This is a genomic window from Rhodococcus tukisamuensis NBRC 100609, from assembly GCF_001894985.1.
GTDB lineage: Bacteria > Actinomycetota > Actinomycetes > Mycobacteriales > Mycobacteriaceae > Rhodococcus_G > Rhodococcus_G tukisamuensis.
The window spans coordinates 1-15,526 of the sequence record NZ_BCXG01000028.1 but is presented as its reverse complement, the minus strand read 5'-3'; the positions used below and the strand labels follow the sequence as shown (position 1 = coordinate 15,526).

At 69.9% G+C, this 15,526-nt stretch carries 14 protein-coding genes; 9 read left to right on the top strand and 5 right to left on the bottom strand.

Translation table 11 applies throughout. The features are described from left to right. Positions 1–39 precede the first annotated feature (39 nt). The gene (locus RT2_RS21390) at positions 40–1,173 is read right to left on the bottom strand and encodes an alanine racemase (protein WP_217635589.1); all 1,134 of its coding nucleotides are present in this window, start codon (positions 1,171–1,173) and stop codon (positions 40–42) included. Then, complete coding sequence (locus RT2_RS21385) at positions 1,166–1,924, bottom strand: GntR family transcriptional regulator (protein ID WP_217635588.1); 759 nt, start codon at positions 1,922–1,924, stop codon at positions 1,166–1,168. Before RT2_RS21385 ends, RT2_RS21390 begins: the two co-directional genes overlap by 8 nt. Before the next feature lie 209 nt (positions 1,925–2,133). Here RT2_RS21385 and RT2_RS21380 point away from each other — a divergent pair, with 209 nt between their 5' ends. The 7 genes from RT2_RS21380 (at position 2,134) to RT2_RS21350 (ending at position 11,469) form a co-directional block, all read left to right on the top strand. Then, positions 2,134–3,282 (top strand): ABC transporter substrate-binding protein, encoded by a 1,149-nt coding sequence (locus RT2_RS21380; protein ID WP_072846822.1) that lies wholly within the window; start codon positions 2,134–2,136, stop codon positions 3,280–3,282. Continuing rightward, on the top strand, positions 3,279–4,208 hold the full coding sequence (locus RT2_RS21375) for an ABC transporter permease (RefSeq protein ID WP_245709218.1): 930 nt from the start codon (positions 3,279–3,281) through the stop codon (positions 4,206–4,208). Before RT2_RS21380 ends, RT2_RS21375 begins: the two co-directional genes overlap by 4 nt. Next, positions 4,196–5,029, top strand: a complete 834-nt coding sequence (locus RT2_RS21370; RefSeq protein ID WP_072846821.1) for an ABC transporter permease — start codon at positions 4,196–4,198, stop codon at positions 5,027–5,029. Before RT2_RS21375 ends, RT2_RS21370 begins: the two co-directional genes overlap by 13 nt. Next, on the top strand, positions 5,026–6,147 hold the full coding sequence (locus RT2_RS21365; protein ID WP_072846820.1) for an ABC transporter ATP-binding protein: 1,122 nt from the start codon (positions 5,026–5,028) through the stop codon (positions 6,145–6,147). The genes RT2_RS21370 and RT2_RS21365 overlap by 4 nt, the downstream gene beginning before the upstream one ends. 59 nt (positions 6,148–6,206) lie before the next feature. After that, positions 6,207–6,890 (top strand): HAD family hydrolase, encoded by a 684-nt coding sequence (locus tag RT2_RS21360; RefSeq protein ID WP_072846819.1) that lies wholly within the window; start codon positions 6,207–6,209, stop codon positions 6,888–6,890. 2 nt (positions 6,891–6,892) lie between these two features. After that, entirely contained in the window at positions 6,893–8,758 is a 1,866-nt protein-coding gene (locus RT2_RS21355; RefSeq protein ID WP_083577539.1) for a phosphocholine-specific phospholipase C, read from the top strand. 92 nt (positions 8,759–8,850) lie between these two features. After that, the gene (locus tag RT2_RS21350) at positions 8,851–11,469 is read left to right on the top strand and encodes a LuxR C-terminal-related transcriptional regulator (RefSeq protein ID WP_072846818.1); all 2,619 of its coding nucleotides are present in this window, start codon (positions 8,851–8,853) and stop codon (positions 11,467–11,469) included. Between the two features lie 44 nt (positions 11,470–11,513). On the opposite strand, the gene RT2_RS21345 is transcribed toward RT2_RS21350, so the two are convergent. From RT2_RS21345 to RT2_RS21335, 3 genes are all read right to left on the bottom strand, one after another. Continuing rightward, a complete protein-coding gene (locus tag RT2_RS21345; protein ID WP_072846817.1) occupies positions 11,514–12,377 on the bottom strand; it encodes an RNA polymerase sigma-70 factor in 864 nt (287 codons plus the stop codon). Then, on the bottom strand, positions 12,374–12,952 hold the full coding sequence (locus RT2_RS21340; protein ID WP_072846816.1) for a carboxymuconolactone decarboxylase family protein: 579 nt from the start codon (positions 12,950–12,952) through the stop codon (positions 12,374–12,376). The genes RT2_RS21345 and RT2_RS21340 overlap by 4 nt, the downstream gene beginning before the upstream one ends. A 260-nt stretch (positions 12,953–13,212) precedes the next feature. Further along, on the bottom strand, positions 13,213–13,866 hold the full coding sequence (locus RT2_RS21335) for a hypothetical protein (RefSeq protein ID WP_072846815.1): 654 nt from the start codon (positions 13,864–13,866) through the stop codon (positions 13,213–13,215). A gap of 270 nt (positions 13,867–14,136) precedes the next feature. Here RT2_RS21335 and RT2_RS21330 point away from each other — a divergent pair, with 270 nt between their 5' ends. Together RT2_RS21330 and RT2_RS21325 are read left to right on the top strand one after the other, a co-directional pair. Further along, the gene (locus tag RT2_RS21330; RefSeq protein ID WP_072846814.1) at positions 14,137–14,538 is read left to right on the top strand and encodes a GntR family transcriptional regulator; all 402 of its coding nucleotides are present in this window, start codon (positions 14,137–14,139) and stop codon (positions 14,536–14,538) included. Next, a complete protein-coding gene (locus RT2_RS21325) occupies positions 14,535–15,395 on the top strand; it encodes an ABC transporter ATP-binding protein (protein ID WP_072846813.1) in 861 nt (286 codons plus the stop codon). The genes RT2_RS21330 and RT2_RS21325 overlap by 4 nt, the downstream gene beginning before the upstream one ends. Positions 15,396–15,526: the final 131 nt, after the last annotated feature.

Sequence of the window (15,526 nt, the reverse complement as noted above, 5' to 3'; positions counted from 1 at the left end):
TTACCCCTGCCTGGCCGGAGACGCATGCCTCACCTCGGCTCAACGGAACTGCGGGTGCCACACGTCCTGCGCTCGGCCGTCCTCGACCACCGTGATGTCGGGCCAACGGTCGAAAGCCGAACAGGGATGGGAGATCCCGAGGTCGACGACGTCGCCGACGTCCAGCCCCTCGGCGTCGGCGAGGACGAGGTGGTGGTCGTAGATCTGGGTCGCGGTCGCCCTCGCCGCCTCACGGGGCACCCCCCGGGAATCGGTGGCGGACACCAGGACCGGCAGGCCCGCGTCGTAGGGCAGTTCACGCTTGCCGGCGCCGACCACGATCCGCCCCGGTTCGGGCGCGGACAGGACCACGGCCCGGACCGTCAGGGCCGCACGCAGCCCCGGCACCGGGGACACCTCCGCGTACGTGCCGTGGTCGTGCGTCACGTAGCAACCCGACCGCAGCACCGGGATCAGCCGCCCGCCCCGGTCTGGAAGGTCCGCGATGGCGTCGACGACCCGGTCCGGGAAGGCGGAGCCGCCCATGCTGAACACGGGCCGTTCGGCCCGGATCCACGGCGACACCGCACGGAAGGCCGCCACCGTCTCCCGGCAGTGCTCGTCGACCTGCGCGACGACGTCCGCGTCCCGCCGGTTGGGGCGAACGCCCTCGTACCCCGCGACGCCCGCCAGGGCGATTCCCGGCGTGTGCTCGCACTCCCGCGCGAGGTCCACCGCAGCCGAGACCGCACGGACACCGGTTCGCCCGCCCGGCGTCCCGACGTCGACGAGGACCCTCAGGGGATTGACGGCGCCCCGCATGGCCGTTCCCGCCAGGCTCAGGCCCGCCGTCGAGTCCACCAGCAGGTAGAGCTCGAGTGTCGGGTCCGCGTCCAGCCACGCGCGCAACTGCTCGAGGTCGGGGAGATGGATCACCTCGTTGGCGATGAGGATGCGCCGCGTCCCCCATTCGAGGGCCAGGGATGCCTGGCGAACCGTGGCGACCGTGACGCCCCACGCGCCGGCGCGCAGCTGCCGCTCGACGATGGGGCGCGTCATCGTCGTCTTGATGTGCGGGCTCAGCTCGACGCCGCGGTCGCGGCACCACGCCGCCATGAGACCGACGTTGTGCCGGACCGCCGGGAGACTGAGCCGCAGCTCCGGCAGCGACGTCGGCCTACCGGGGCTAGCCACGGCGACGAGACAGGGCCGTGCTGGCCACCGAGTTGTGCACGGTGAACGAGACCGTGCCGGGGAGGAAGCGGTCGTCGGACCACAGCAGCGGGGTGCTGGCCGGGTCGGTGACGCGCCTGCGTTCGCGCAGCAGAGGCGAGCCCTCGACGCACCCCAGGTGACGGGCGTCGTCCCCATCCGCCTCGACGAGGTCGACGGTGTGATCGGCATCGGCGAACACGACGCCCGCGTCCAGCAGGGGGGACGCGTGCGAGGTGGCCTCCGGCGGCAGGTCCGCGACCAGTTTTCCGATCTGCTCCGGGTAGATCGCGCGCTCGAGCATGACGGGGACGCGGGAGAGAGTCCGCAGCCGCACCACCTGGTAGATCCGCGATCCCGATGCGAGCTGGAGCTGCTCGCACTCGAGCGGCAGGGCGACCCGGTGCTCTACGGCGACCGTTCGGCTTCCGGGATCCTCGCCGATCGAGTGCGCCCAGCCGCTGAAGCTGAGCAGTTCGAAGAAGCTCTGCGTGCGCGCCGTCCCGAGGATGACGCGGCGGGTGCCACGCCGTGAGGTGACCAACCCGTTCGCGCGCAGGACGGCCAGCGCCTGACGGACCGTGCCACGGGAGACTCCGTACGTCCCGGCGAGGCTCTCCTCGCTGGGCAGCCGGTCCCCGGAGCCGAACTCCCCCGATGTGATCGCCTCCCGCAACTTGGCTGCCAACTTTTCGTACTCGGCCCCGGGGCGTTTGCCCCTTGACTCAGCCAATGCTCGTCTCCCTTCTGGCCCGGTCATCTTGGTCCCGATCGTAGCTCTCAGAACTCTTCATACTGGTCACAGGCACACATCCGTAGGGATGCGACGGTTCCTGGCCGGTGAATCTTCACGGCTCGATTACGACTCGTTCACCGAGCGGCCACCTCGCTCTGGCGAAATGAGGTCACGTTGTATAGACAACATTGATCCCGGGAGACACCATGCGACTACACCACCTTCGCCGGGCGAGCCTCGCTTGCTCGCTGGCGATCGCCCTGTCGGCCCTCGCCGGCTGCGGACTGACCACCACGAAGGCGGACGGCGACGCCGGCACGGCCGCGACCGCCACCTCGGCCGAGGACTTCGGCGGCATGGACGGCCTCATCGCCGCCGCCAAGGAGGAGGGCAAGCTGAACGCCATTGCCCTGCCGCGGGACTGGGCCAACTACGGCGAGATCATCGACACCTTCGAGGCGAAGTACGGGATCGACGTCGAGGTCGAGAATCCGGAGGCCTCGAGTCAGGACGAGATCAACGCCGCGACCTCGCGCAAGGGACAGGACCGGTCGCCGGACGTCCTCGACGTGGGCCACGCCTTCGGCATCAGCGCCGCCGAGCAGGAAATTCTGTCGCCGTACCGCGTCCAGGCGTTCGACGACATCCCCGAGGGGCAGAAGGACACCGACGCGCGGTGGTACAACGACATGGGCGGGTACGTCTCGATCGGCTGCAATGCCCGTGTCGTGAAGTGCCCGAAGACTTTTGCCGAGCTTCTCGATCCGCAGTACAAGGGCATGGTCGCGCTGACCGGCAACCCCACGCAGTCCGGTTCCGCATTCGCCGCCGTCTACGCGGCCGCGCTCGCCAACGGCGGCTCCTTCGACAACATCGCGCCGGGTCTGGACTACTTCGCCAAGCTCCGCGAGGTCGGCAACCTCAACCCGGTCGAGTCGACGCCCGCGACCATCCAGAAGGGCGAGACCCCCATCAGCGTCGACTGGGACTACCTCAATGCCGGCTACAGCGCCTCGCTCCGCGACAAGGGGGTCGACTGGCAGGTCGCCATCCCGGCCGACGGCCTGTTCGCCCAGTTCTACTCGCAGGCAATCGTGAAGTGGGCGCCGCACCCGGCCGCGGCGCGACTGTGGCAGGAGTTCCTCTACAGCCCCGAGGGCCAGAACCTCTGGCTGAAGGGCTTCGCCCGGCCGGTGCTCATGCCCGCGATGGAGCAGGCGGGGACGCTCGACGCCACCGCGGCGGCCAGGCTGCCCGAGGTCGACGCCGCCGCACCGGTCTTCCCGACGGAGGAACAGTCGACGCAGGCCAAGGCAGTCGTCGGCCAAGGCTGGGGCGGCGTGCTCGCCAGATGAGCATCCAGATGACCGCGGCCGGGAGTCGGAGCACCCCGGCCCCCGCCGCTGACACCCCGTCCATCCCCCGTCGTCGCGTCCACCGGGCGGCGGCGGGGGGCTGGCTCGGCGTCCTGCCGCTGCTGCTGTTCGCGGCGGTCGCGTTGGGTCTACCCGTCGCCACGATGGTGATCGGCGCGTTCACCCCAACCTCGACGGGTTCCGGCGAGGGCGGGCTGACGACGGCCAACATGACTGCGACGCTGCAGGATCCGTACCGGTCGAGCTTGATCGGCAGCATCAAGCTCTCGGCGACGGCCGCGGCGATCGGGGCGGTCGTCGGCCTGCCGATCGCGCACGCCATCGTGACGTCGCGGTTCCGGGCCCTGCGCGGGGCGGTCTTGGCCGCGGCCGGTGTGCTCGCGAACTTCGGCGGAGTGCCCCTGGCCTTCGCGTTCGTGGCGACCCTCGGCAACGCGGGCGTCCTCACCAACGCCTTCCACCTCGGCGACCTCGGCTGGAGCCTCTACGACATGCGGGGACTGACCGTCGTCTACCTCTACTTCCTCGTCCCGTTGATGGTCCTGACCCTCACCCCGGCGTTGGAGGGTCTGCGCGTGCAGTGGCGTGAGGCGGCCGCAAACAATCGCGCGAGCACGGTGCAGTACTGGCGGCACGTGGCCTTGCCGATCCTGCTGCCGTCGTTGCTGGGCGGGTTCGTCCTGCTGTTCGGGACCGCATTCAGCACCTACGCCACGGCGGCGGCGATCGCCGGCAGCACCGTGCAGCTGGTCACGGTGCAGATCGCGGCCGGCCTGTCCGGCGACGTCCTGGTGGGGCAGGGCAACATCGCCCTCGCGCTCGGCCTGGACATGGTGCTGATCGCGGCGATCGTCATGGCCGTCTACCTGCCGCTGCAGCGAAGGAGTGCCCGATGGCTGGCGTGACGTCGACCGGGCCCGGCCACGGCCGACGGCTCGTGCTCCTGATCGCCGGCCTCTACTTCGTGGTCCCGATCGCGTGCGCGCTCGCCTTCAGCGTGGGCATCGGATCGCCCGGCCAGCAGGTCAGTCTCGACGCCTACACCGGCATCGGCGGCGCGAAGGGCCTGGCCGGCAGCCTCGTGTTGACCCTGAAGGTGGCCGCGGCGACGATCGCGGTGGTGCTCGGCGTGCTGGTGCCGGCGCTGCTCGCGGTGCGGATCGCCGCGCCCCGTCTGCGCACGCTCGTGCAGGCGGTGTGCCTGCTACCGCTGGTCGTCCCGGCCGTCGCCCTGGGCGCCGGCATCACCACGCTGCTGAGGTGGGGCGCGGATCGCTACTACGGCACACCGCTGTTCGACGGCCTGGTTGCGTTGCAGGACCCCGAGTTTCCCGTGATCCTGGTGCTCGCCTACGCGCTGATGGCCCTGCCGCTTGCCTACAGCACGCTCGAGGCCGGCCTGTCCTCGCTCGACCTTCGGGTTCTCGTCGAGGCCGCGCGGTCGTGCGGGTCCTCGTGGCCGCGCACCTTCATCCATGTCCTGCTGCCGAATCTGCGCGGTGCGCTGCTCAATGCCGCCTTCCTGACCCTCGCCCTCGTCCTCGGCGAGTACGCCGTCGCCGCGCTCCTCGGCTACCAGCCGTTCGCCGTGTGGACCGTCGTCGTCAGCGGTTCCGAGGCACAGATGTCGGTGGCCGTGTCCATCGTCGGCCTGCTCGGCACCTGGGCGCTGCTCATGCTCGTCGCCGCAGCCGGACGCACCAAACGCCTCGAGGAGGCCTCATGACCGCGTTACTGACCGATCCGACGCCCGCCACCACGGCGGGGGCCGGTTCCACCGTGGAATTCCGCGGACTACGCCGAACCTTCGGTGCCACCACCGCATTGGACGGGCTGGACCTCGAGATCCACCCGGGCGAGCTGCTTGCCATGCTCGGCCCGTCCGGATGCGGCAAGACAACCGCTCTGCGCACCGTCGCCGGATTCGAACGTCCCGACGCGGGCATGGTGCTCATGGACGGCAAGGACATCACGAACATCCCCGCGCACCGGCGGGACGTGGGCATGGTGTTCCAGTCCTACAGCCTCTTCCCGCATCTCACCGCCGTCGACAACGTCGCGTTCGGTCTGCGGATGCAGGGGGCGGGCAAGTCCACCCGGCGCGTCCGCGCGATGGAACTGCTGGAACTGGTGGGTCTGGCCCAACACTCCGCGCGGTACCCGAGCCAACTCTCCGGTGGCCAACAGCAGCGAATTGCGTTGGCGCGCGCCCTTGCGCTGCAGCCCCGCGTCCTACTGCTGGACGAGCCGCTGTCCGCCCTCGATGCGCAGGTGCGGCAGACCCTGCGGGAGGAGATCCGCCGGCTGCAACAGCAGTTGGGCATCACGACGCTGTTCGTCACCCACGACCAGGAGGAAGCGCTCTCCATGGCCGACCGGGTCGCGGTCATGCGGTCCGGGCAGATGGAACAGTGTGCGCCGCCGACCGAACTCTACGAGCGCCCCGCGACGGCGTTCGTCGCCGAGTTCGTCGGGGTGATGAGCCGGATCCCGGGACAGCTCGAGGCCGGCGGGCGGGCGGTGCACGTCCTTGGCCGCAGTCTGCCCGTCCACGGGGAGCTTCCCGGCTCCACCGGGTCCGGGAGCGGGGCTCGCAACGTCGACGTGCTGGTGCGCCCGGAGACGCTCGGCGTCACGGCCGACGACGACGGAACGTCCCGCATCGCCGCCGCGACGTTCCGCGGCGCCACCACCCGTCTGACCGTGCGGTTGCCCGACGGACGCGAGGCCCTTGCGGACGTGTCCACCGCCGCCGCCACCGCGCTCGGCGCGGGCACGGCCGTGACCCTCTCACTGCCGGACGGTCCGGCCCTGGTGGACCGCCCGCGCGGAGCCGCCGGATGAACCAGAAGCGCAGTACAGCAATCGGTTTCAACCACTCCCCGACCTCGGAGACGCGCACGATGAGCCAAGACACCCGACCCGACGGCCTGGCCGCCGTCCTCTTCGACATGGACGGGACGCTGGTCGACACCGAGCGACTCTGGTGGGACGCGGTCGAGCAGGTCGCGGCGAGGATCGGACGCCCCCTGTCGCCCGCCGACGCGCCGGATGTCCTGGGGCGTCCCTCCGATCACACCGCGGCCCACCTGTGCCGGGCCCTGGGACCGGCCGCACCCCACCCGGATACGATTGCCCGCGAACTTGATTCGGCGTTCACGGCCCTGGTCGCCGACCAGGTCGTGCCCCGCCCCGGCGTGCTGTCGCTGCTCGACGACCTGGTCCGCGCAGGGACGCCCACAGCGATCGTGACGGCGTCACCGCGACGCGTCGTCGACCTGGTTTGTGAGACGCTGGGCGCGGAGCGGTTCACCACAACGATCGCGGTCGAGGACACCGCCCGTTCCAAGCCGGCGCCGGACCCGTACCTCGCGGCCGCGGCGGCCCTCGGGGTGGACCCGCGCGCGTGCGTCGCGGTCGAGGACACGCCCGTGGGCGTGACGGCGGCCGAGGCCGCGGGATGCGCGGTACTCGTCGTCCCCTCCGTTGCGGTACCGGCAGCGGCGGGACGGACAATCCTGGACTCGCTCGAGGGCACCGACGTCGCCTTCCTCGCCTCCCTGTTGCACCCGGCCGAAAGGCATTGAGCATGGACGACATCCGGCACGTGGTGATCCTGATGCAGGAGAACCGCAGCTTCGACCACTACTTCGGCACGCTCGGGGGCGTCCGCGGTTTCGAGGACCGGCAGGCCCTGACCTTCCCCGACGGCGACAGCGTCTTCCGCCAGCCCGCGCGGTCCCGCACCGACGGCGGCTTCCTCCTGCCGTACCGGATGGACTCCACCCGGTACAACGCCCAGAACGCGGAGGGCCTGCCGCACGACTGGGAGAGCGGCCACGACGCCATCAACCGGGGTGCGATGAACCGCTGGACCTCGGCCAAGGGCGAGCAGGCCATGGGCTACCTCACCCGGGAGGACATCCCGTACCAGTACGCACTCGCGGACGCGTTCACGATCGGCGACGCCTACTTCTGCTCCATGGCCGGCCCCACCAGCCCCAACCGCCTCTACCTGTGGACCGGGACGGTGGGACCGGGTCGCGACGGCACGACCGGACCGTGGATCGACAACACGCCGCTACCGACGACCCCGGTGTGCGACTGGACGACGTATGCCGAGCGTCTCTCCGACGCCGGCGTCTCCTGGCGCGTCTACCACACGCCCGGCCTGGACGAACGGGACGGCAACTACGAGGACAACGCCCTCGAGTACTTCCCGCAGTTCCACGGCTTCGCCGAGGACGACCCCCGGTACGTCAACGCGATGACGCGATGGGACCTGACGGACTTCGACGCGCATTGCCAGGACGGGACGCTGCCCACGGTGTCCTGGCTGGTGTCGCCGTACCTGTTCTGCGAGCACCCCGATGCCAGCCCCGCGTACGGGGCGCACTGGGTCGACACCGCCCTGCAATCGCTGTTCGCCAATCCCGAGGTGTGGCGGCACACCGCGTTCCTCCTCATGTACGACGAGAACGACGGCTACTTCGACCATGTCGTGCCGCCCTTCCCGGCCGCCGGGACCCCCGAGGAGTTCGTCGACGGGCAGCCGATCGGGCTCGGCAACCGGGTGCCGCTGCTGGTGGTCTCCCCGTGGTCGCGCGGCGGCTGGGTGAACTCCCAGGTGTTCGACCACACCTCGGTGCTGCGCTTCCTCGAGCTCGTCACCGGGGTGCACGAACCCAACATCAGTGCGTGGCGGCGAGCGGTCTGCGGCGACCTGACGAGCTGCTTCGACTTCGCCAATCCCGACTACTCGATCCCCGCGCTGCCGGACACGAACGCGCTGATGGCGGCCGCAGATGCCGCCGTGGACCTGCCCCCGGTGCCGCTGCCCGCCCCGGGGTCCCAGGTGGTGCCGACGCAGGAGCCGCGGACGCGGCCGCACCGGCGGCTGCCGTACCGGCCCTGGGCCGACGCCGTCGTGGATCGCACCACCGGCCGGGTCCGCGCCGAGCTGACGAACGAGGGGAGCGTGGCGTTCCACTTCACGGTGTTCCCCAACGCGCACCGGCCGTTCGCGGGGACTCCGTTCACGGTGGCGCCGCACGGCACGGACACCTACGAGTGGGATGCCGCCCGCACGGCGGGTCGCTACGACTTCACCGTCCACGGCGCCGACGGCTTCCTCTGTCACTTCGCCGGCGCCCTGCCCCAGGTCGGCGACGCGGCCGATCCGCACGTCAGCGCGGCGCTGAGGGGAGTCGGCCCCACGGACGCGTGGGTGGAGCTGGAGCTGGCCAATCACGGTACGACGACACTGACCTTCGCCATCTCGGCGCAGGAGGGCGGCGGGGAACCGCGCGATTGCGAGGTCGGACCGGACGGGCGAGCGAGCGTCCGCTGGCCCACGGTCGACGGCCGCTACGACGTGACCGTCACGACCGACGACGGCACGGCGTTCACCCGGCGCTACGAGGGTTCGGTGCACGGATCCGAGCTGGCGAGCTGACAGTCCGCATCGGTTTCGCGGGCACATGCTCGATCGCGGCTCGACAAGGTGAGGCATAGCCCCGGGGCGGTCGCCCCGCATATCATTCGAGTATGCGGGGCGTTTGGCCGTTGACGGGGCGCACCGAGGAACTGCGCTTTGTCAATGGGGCGATATCCGGAACCGGGAACCACCGCGGCGTGGCTGTGGTCGGGCCCGCCGGTGTCGGCAAGAGCCGGCTCGCCCGCGAGGCACTCGATTCCGCTGCGGCCAGGGGATGCGTCGTGCGATGGGCCGCGGCAACAGCGTCCGCACGCTCGTTGCCGTTGGGTGCGTTCGCGGAGTGGACCGGTGATCCGGGAACGGATCAGCTGCAACTGGTCCGTGGCGTGATCGGCGCACTGACCGACAGATCAGGCGAGACAGAGGTCGTCGTCGGTGTCGACGATGCTCACCTGCTCGACGATCTGTCCGCGTTCGTGTTGCACCAGTTGGTGCTGCGCGGCGATGCGAAGGTGATCGTCACCATCCGCTGCGGCGAACCCGTACCCGACGCCATCCGGTCGTTGCTCGAGGGCGGTCTCCTCGACCGGCTCGAACTTCAGCCACTGTCGCAGAAGGAATCCACCGCCCTCGTCTGCGCGGCACTCGGCGGGCCGCTCGATCCCAGTGACATGCGACGGTTGTGGAAGCTCACCCGCGGCAATGTGCTGTACCTGCGCAACGTCGTCGAGCAGGAATTGTCGGGAGGCCGCTTCACCGAGCTCGGCGGGCTGTGGACCTGGACGGGTGAGCCCGTCTCCTCCCCCGGTCTCATCGAGTTGATCGAGGCGCGGATGGGAGTACTTCCACCGCCGATAGCGGATGTCGTCGACGTGCTCGCCGTGGGAGAGCCACTCGACACCAGCTTGCTGGCACGGATCACCGATCCGGCCGCAATCGAGGAGGCCGATGCGCGTGGACTGATCGCGATAGAGCGCCCCGGAACCGGACGCGAGCTGCAGGCCCGGGTGGCGCACCCGCTGTACGGCGAGGTGCGCCGTGCTCGCGCCGCATCGATGCGGCTGCGCCGGCTACGGGGCAAGGTGGCGAGAGCATTGGCGGACGTCGGGGGCGAAGAAATGCGGGTCACCGTCCGCCGCGCGGCACTGAGCCTGGACTCGGATCTCCCCGCCGATCCCGAGCTGTACACCACCGCGGCGAACGGCGCGATATGGCGGGCTGATCTGGTTCTGGCGGACAGGCTGGCCGCCGCCGCGATCGCGGCCGGCGGCCCCGTGGAGGCGAGTTACATTCGCGCCCATGCGTTGTCATGGCTCAGTCGCGGCGCCGAGGCGGACGCCGTGTTGGCCCAGATTCCGACCGCCGGATTCTCCGATCGCGAGATTTCGCGGGTCGCCTTCCTTCGGGCGATCAACATGTTCTACGCACTCCGGCGCCCCGAGGACGCGAAGTCGCTCATCGACATCGCCGAAGCAAGTTCTCCGCCAGACGGCCGGGCACCGCTCACGGCGTTCCGCGCGGTCTACTGGGCGGCGGTGGGACACCCACTGAAGGCGATCGAGCTGATCCGGACGCTGGAGGTGACGCGCCTCCCCGACGTCGTGGAGGCGGTGACCCGCTGGGCGATGGTGGTCGCGCTCGGCGATGCCGGCAGGACGGAGGAGGCCGAGGCCGCCGCCGAAGAGGGAAACGCCCTGGTCGCGCGGTCCTTCGAAGCGGCGCAGATGCGGTTCGTGCTGACCGACGCACACGTGGGGGCGTTGTCGCTGGCCGGGCGGATCGCGGCCGCCGAGGACGCCGCACGCCACCTGCAGCAATTGTCCGTGGACCTTCCCGGGGCCGCCCACATCCTCGGCACGGCGATCGCCGGTCGCGCCGCGCTGGAGGCCGGGCGAATTCCCACTGCCCTCCCCCTCCTCGATCTGTCGGTCAAGGCACTGTTCGCATCCGGCGAGACGAATGGGTTCGGCTACCGCTACCAACTCGCGAGAACCCAGGCCCTCGCCATCTCCGGGGATCGAGTCGCAGCGGCACAGGCGCTCGTCGAACTCGAAGCACATCGGCACCCCAGTTGGGCCTACCTCGAACCGGAACGCCTCCTCGCCGGCGCCTGGGTGTCGGCAGCGCACGGGGCGGCAACCGAAGCAATAGCGCACGCCCGCAACGCATCCGAAATCGCCCGCACGAACGGCCAGTCGGCTCGTGAGGTTCAGTGTCTGCAGGTGGCAACGCAGTTCGGGGATCGGACGACGGCGGCACGACTGACCCGACTGGCCGCCGTGCTCGACGGTCCACGCGTACAGGCCGCATCGGCATTTGCCGCCGCCCTGACCGCCGACGACGGCGCCGCGCTGCACGCGGCGTCGGTCCGATTCGAAGAGATGGGCGACCTGGTGGCCGCCGCCGATGCCGCCGCTCACGCTGCCATCGCGTACCGAAATCAGGACCTGCACGGATCGGCCATCACCGCCGCCTCCCGAGCGGACAGGATCGCGCAGGAATGCGGTGACCCGACCACCCCCGCCCTGCGGGAAGCGATGCAGCCCGGACCGCTCACCTCCCGGGAACGCGAGATCGTTTCCCTGGTCGGACTGGGATTGTCGAACCGGGACATCGCCGAGCGCTTGACACTCTCGGTCAGAACCGTCGAAGGCCACGTGTACCGCGCCGCATCGAAGACCGGTGCCTGCAACCGAGAGGAACTGGGTGCCACCCTGATCGGAGACTGATCAGGGTGGCCCGGGTACCGCGCCGTACGCAGGCGCCAACCCGGTCAACGCCGCAACTCCGCGACCTTGTCCAGCCAACCCAGCTTGTGCGGGTTGCGGATCGCATAGATCCGGACGATCCGGCCGTCCTCGACCACCAGGCTCACCGCGGTCGGCGAGCCCCCGGCGTCGATCCGGGCGGCAGGCATCCCGTTGAACCAGGCCGTGGACACCACGAGGTCCGTGACCTTCGACGCCCGGGCCAGGAACGCCGCCACCCGGTCGGACCCGACGATGGGCTTCCGGGAGGCCGCCGCGAAGCCGCCGCCGTCGGCGATCACCACCACGTCCGGAGCGAGCACCTCCACCAACGCCTGCACGTCGCCGGTGGAGACCGCGGCCAGGAACTTCTCGACCGCCGCCTGCTGCTGGGCGCGGTCCACCCGCATCCGCGGACGCCGCGCACCGACGTGTTCGCGGGCGCGGTGCGCGATCTGCCGGACCGCCGCCGGCGTCTTGCCCACCGCCTCGGCGATCTCCGGGAACGGCGTCTCGAACACCTCGTGCAGCACGAACACCGCCCGCTCGACCGGACCGAGGGTCTCGAGCACCGTGAGCATCGCGATCGAGACGTTCTCCGCGAGCTCGACGTCCTCGGCCACGTCGGGACTGGTGAGCAGCGGCTCGGGCAGCCACTCCCCGACGTACTCCTCCCGGCGGCGGGAGACCGACCGGAGCCGGTTCAGCGCCTGGCGGGTGACGATCCGGACCAGGTAGGCGCGCGGGTCGCGGACCTCGGCCTGGTCCACCTCGGCCCACCGCAGCCAGGTCTCCTGCACGACGTCCTCGGCGTCGGCGGCGGAGCCGAGCATCTCGTAGGCGACGGTGAAGAGCAGGCTGCGGTGGGTGACGAACGGGTCGTCGGTCATGTCGTCGAGCGTAGTGCGAGGGGCTCGAGGCCACACGCGGCCGAGAAGCCCTGCGACTCGATGCCGAACGCGGTGTTGGTGCGGGTCATCAGGTTCGCCACCGCGACGAACGCGGTCAGCTCCACCAGCGCGGGCGCGCCGAGCTGCTCGAGCAGCCGCGCGGACATCCCGTCGGTCACCGTCGGCGGGGTCTGGGTCATCGCCTCGGCGTACTCCATGACGTCACGCTCCAACGGCGTGAACACGTCCGACTCGCGCCAGCGCGGCACCTCCCGCGCCTTGGTCAGGTCCAGACCCTCGTTGCGGGCCTGGAAATAGCCGAAGTCCAGGCAGAAGCTGCAGCCGACGAGGCTGGCCACCGCCATGTGTGCGAACGACTTCAGGTTCTGGTCGCACCGGTCCCACTTCTGCACCTTGCGGCCGACGGTGAAACTGAAGTTCAGCACCTTCCGGTTGTGCCAGGTCACCTCGACCGGCTCGGCCACCTCGCCGAGCATCTTGCGGGACATCCGCTTGACCACCGCGCCGTAGAGGCCGGTCAACTCCGCCTTCGGGATTCGGGTAGTGCTCGTCATGATTCCTCCTCCGATTCGTTGCTCTCGGCATGAAGACACCGGCCACGAGTCGAATGTGACACAGAGTTGGATGACGGATCGGATCGAGCGGGCCTTACCGGGTCAGCCGGTCACCAGGGCCAGGTGACGGACGACGAGAAGAACGCGGGGAACAACGCACGCCAGAACGGCCAGTCCCACGGACGGTCGAACGGGTAGAAGCACATCGGGTCACAGATCATCACGGCCTCCGGATGGGCGGCCCCGCCGCCTCGTTCAGACTATTCCGAAGCCGGGCGAGCCGCCAGAAGCCGCGAGATCCCCACCGCCAGCACGAGGCCGACGGCCACGACACCGGCGACGCCGAACACCGCGGGGGGCGCGTCGAAGTTCCGCCACCTCGTGACGGCGACGCCCACGCCGGCACCGAGCGCGGCACCCACGGGAAGCAGCACGGCGAGCCACCACACGGTCGACGTTGCGCGAGGATCGCCGTAGTTGTGAAGGACCCGCCATGCGAGCAACAGCGCGCCCAGATATCCCAGGATCCCGGACGAGACGTGGAGCAGGCGTTCGTACTGTCCCACGTGGATCGCCGACAGAGGCGAGAGCACGGAGAGGAGCACCAGCAGAGGAAGGGCCGCGCCGGCGACGATGCCGAGAACTGCTGCGGGAACCACCAACTCCAATCGCAAGGCGCGACCGCACATCCCGCGCCGGTTCGCCCGCTCCCGAAGCATCCGCACGCTCTCCTCGCCCGGGAAGGGTGTCATGCCGTGATCGTCGGGGTGCGAGTCGCGGAGTTCGATCTCGAGTTCCGCGAGCAACACCCGTCGATCCACCCCACGGACACCGGCACGTCGCCAGAGCGTGTCCGCCTGCCCGATGATCTCGGCCCGTTCGGTGCCGTCGGTGCGTACGACCGTGGTGTTCATGCGATGTCCGTTCTGCGACTGTCCGCCCTCCCATGTCCCGGCCGACCAGGGCCACGCGAAGGAGTGCTCCCCCCAGAGCTGTTGCGCGGCAACCATACCTGGCGCTTCCATTCTTGGGGCAGCATCGCACCGGCTCGTCGGCCGGGTTCGGCCTTCGCGGCCCCTGCCCGTCGACGACACGCACCACCACGACTCGCGGCCACCTGTTGACAACCAGCCCCCACCGCTGCAATATCCATTTCACTATTGTCATAGTGAAATGGAGATTCGATGGTCGAGTTCCACATCAACCGTCGATCCGGCATCCCGGCGTACGTTCAGTTGGTCCTCCAGGTCAAACAGGCGCTGCGCCTCGGTGACCTGAATCCGGGCGACCGACTCCCGACCGCGAAAGAGGTGGTCGCGGCCGTCACGGTCAACCCCAACACCGTGCTCAAGGCGTACCGAGAGCTCGAGAACGACGGGCTCGTCCAGGCCCGGCCGGGCCTGGGCACCTTCGTGACCCAGTCCCTGATCAAGCCCGGCATGGCGGAACGGCAAGCACTGCAGGACGAGCTGACGACCTGGGCTCGTCAAGCCGCGTCCGCGGGCCTGGACCGGTCGGACCTCGAGGCGTTGGTCGCGGCGGCACTGGACACCGAATTCGGCGAGGACACAGGAGAGTTCACATGAGTGAAGCGGCGGACAGCGCACTTTCCATGCGCGCGGTCGACAAGAGCTTCGGCAGCAAGCAGGCGCTACGGCAATGCTCGTTCGACGTCGAACGCGGTAGCGTCACGGCCATCGTCGGCGCGAACGGGGCGGGAAAGTCGACACTGATGTCCCTCGCGGTGGGACTGCTCGAGGCCGACTCCGGGGAGGTGTCGGTGCTCGGCCGCAGTCCCGACCGGAACGGCATCTGCCCGGGACTGGCCTACGTGGCCCAGCACAAGCCGCTCTACAGCGGGTTCACCGTCACCGACATCCTGCGATTCGGCGCAAAGTCGAACGCCCAGTGGGACAACGCATATGCGCTGCACCTGATCGACGATGCGCAGATCCCGCCGTCGGCACGGGTGAAGACGCTCTCCCCCGGCCAGCGCACCCGTGTCGCGCTTGCCCTCGCACTCGGCCGCCGGCCGGAGGTGCTGCTCCTCGACGAGCCATTGGCCGAACTCGACCCCGTCGCACGCCGGTCCGTCGTGCGCGCCCTCATGACGGACGCGGCGGAGCACGGGACCACCGTCGTGCTGTCCTCGCACGTGCTGTCCGAGGTCGCCGAGATCGCCGATCAACTGCTGATCCTCGGCTCGGGCAGGGTCCGCCTGTCCGGTTCCGTCGACGAACTCCTCGGCGAGCACTACCTGCTCACCGGGCCGGCCGATCCCACGGCACTGATCGGCGCCGGCGCAATCGTCGAGTCCCAGCAGCGCGCCCACCTGGTGCGTGGACCGCGCCCGGACCGGCTCGACGGCTGGCGGGTGGACCCGCCGAACCTGGAGGACATCGTCCTCGCCTACCTGACCACCACTGACGAAGAGGCAGCATGATCTGGGTTACCTGGCGGCACCATCGAACGACGATCCTCGCCGCGGTCGGGTCCGTCCTGCTGCTCACTGTCGTGGCGGCGCTCTGCGGGCTGGTCGACCGGCGTTTCGACGGTCCGACGCCGTACGGCACC

Bases quoted from the DNA above. Each gene is read 5' to 3' on its own strand.
- RT2_RS21380 (WP_072846822.1), top strand. From the start codon at position 2,134: ATGCGACTACACCACCTTCGCCGGGCGAGCCTCGCTTGCTCGCTGGCG.
- RT2_RS21375 (WP_245709218.1), top strand. From the start codon at position 3,279: ATGAGCATCCAGATGACCGCGGCCGGGAGTCGGAGCACCCCGGCCCCC.
- RT2_RS21370 (WP_072846821.1), top strand. From the start codon at position 4,196: ATGGCTGGCGTGACGTCGACCGGGCCCGGCCACGGCCGACGGCTCGTG.
- RT2_RS21365 (WP_072846820.1), top strand. From the start codon at position 5,026: ATGACCGCGTTACTGACCGATCCGACGCCCGCCACCACGGCGGGGGCC.
- RT2_RS21360 (WP_072846819.1), top strand. From the start codon at position 6,207: ATGAGCCAAGACACCCGACCCGACGGCCTGGCCGCCGTCCTCTTCGAC.
- RT2_RS21355 (WP_083577539.1), top strand. From the start codon at position 6,893: ATGGACGACATCCGGCACGTGGTGATCCTGATGCAGGAGAACCGCAGC.
- RT2_RS21350 (WP_072846818.1), top strand. From the start codon at position 8,851: ATGCGGGGCGTTTGGCCGTTGACGGGGCGCACCGAGGAACTGCGCTTT.
- RT2_RS21345 (WP_072846817.1), bottom strand. From the start codon at position 12,377: ATGACCGACGACCCGTTCGTCACCCACCGCAGCCTGCTCTTCACCGTC.
- RT2_RS21340 (WP_072846816.1), bottom strand. From the start codon at position 12,952: ATGACGAGCACTACCCGAATCCCGAAGGCGGAGTTGACCGGCCTCTAC.
- RT2_RS21335 (WP_072846815.1), bottom strand. From the start codon at position 13,866: ATGAACACCACGGTCGTACGCACCGACGGCACCGAACGGGCCGAGATC.
- RT2_RS21330 (WP_072846814.1), top strand. From the start codon at position 14,137: ATGGTCGAGTTCCACATCAACCGTCGATCCGGCATCCCGGCGTACGTT.
- RT2_RS21325 (WP_072846813.1), top strand. From the start codon at position 14,535: ATGAGTGAAGCGGCGGACAGCGCACTTTCCATGCGCGCGGTCGACAAG.